Origin of the sequence: Brevibacterium litoralis (genome assembly GCF_040212315.1) — a bacterium.
GTDB classification, from domain to species: Bacteria; Actinomycetota; Actinomycetes; order Actinomycetales; family Brevibacteriaceae; genus Brevibacterium; species Brevibacterium litoralis.
On record NZ_JBDIUY010000061.1, the window covers coordinates 1 to 757 of the forward strand.

General features: G+C 64.6%; 1 protein-coding gene. It reads right to left on the reverse strand.

All coding sequences use genetic code 11. From position 1 onward, the window contains the following. Positions 1 to 12: 12 nt before the first annotated feature. On the reverse strand, positions 13 to 757 hold a 745-nt coding region (locus tag AAD496_RS14870), incomplete at its 5' end, for an IS1634 family transposase (RefSeq protein WP_433913779.1).

The window sequence follows — 757 nt, forward strand, 5'->3', positions numbered from 1 at the left end:
ACTTGGCTCAAATTAGTGCACACGCCCGCCCCGCCCGGCGGCACGCTGTCGGACGAGTTCGGCGACCCGCGCTGCCTCCTTCGGCGGGGGTGATTCCGCGACGACTTGCTGCCCGGCGATCTCCATGACCACCAACTTGTGCGCCCGGAACTCCTCCACGAGCTTCTTGATCGACCAGCCCGTCGTCTCCTCCAACCACCGGACCACCGCCAACGCCGTCATCACGATCGTCAGATGCGCCTCGATCTTCTCCCGGTCACGGTGATGCACCGGCCGCGCTTTCAGATCCGACTTCGACATCCGGAACGACGCCTCGATACTCAACAACCGCCGGTACGAGGACATGACGAACTCGTTGCTGAAGTCCTCCCGGTTCGTCACCCACCCCTTCAACCCCGCCAAGGAGCGGACCTTCTCTACCAGGTCCGTGTTCACCGACTTCTTCGTCCGCTCCAGGGACACGAACCGGTTCTTCCGCACCCCACGCTTGCCCGACACCACGTCCTCGGCCTTCGCGACCTGCGCGTCCAGGCCCTTGTTCGTCTTCCTGGCCCGCGATGTCGAGTACTCCCACACCTCGACCTGCGCATGCTGCCCGTACTTCTCACTACCCGGGGTGACGTGCCGCCACACCTGCCCGTCCTCGTAGTCCTTCCCCGGATGGTCCTGCCGCCACTGCCACACCGGGTAGGGCAGGTCCTTGAACCGGGCGGCGATGATGTACGAGAACCCGGCAGCCTCGATGGCTTTCAGGTTC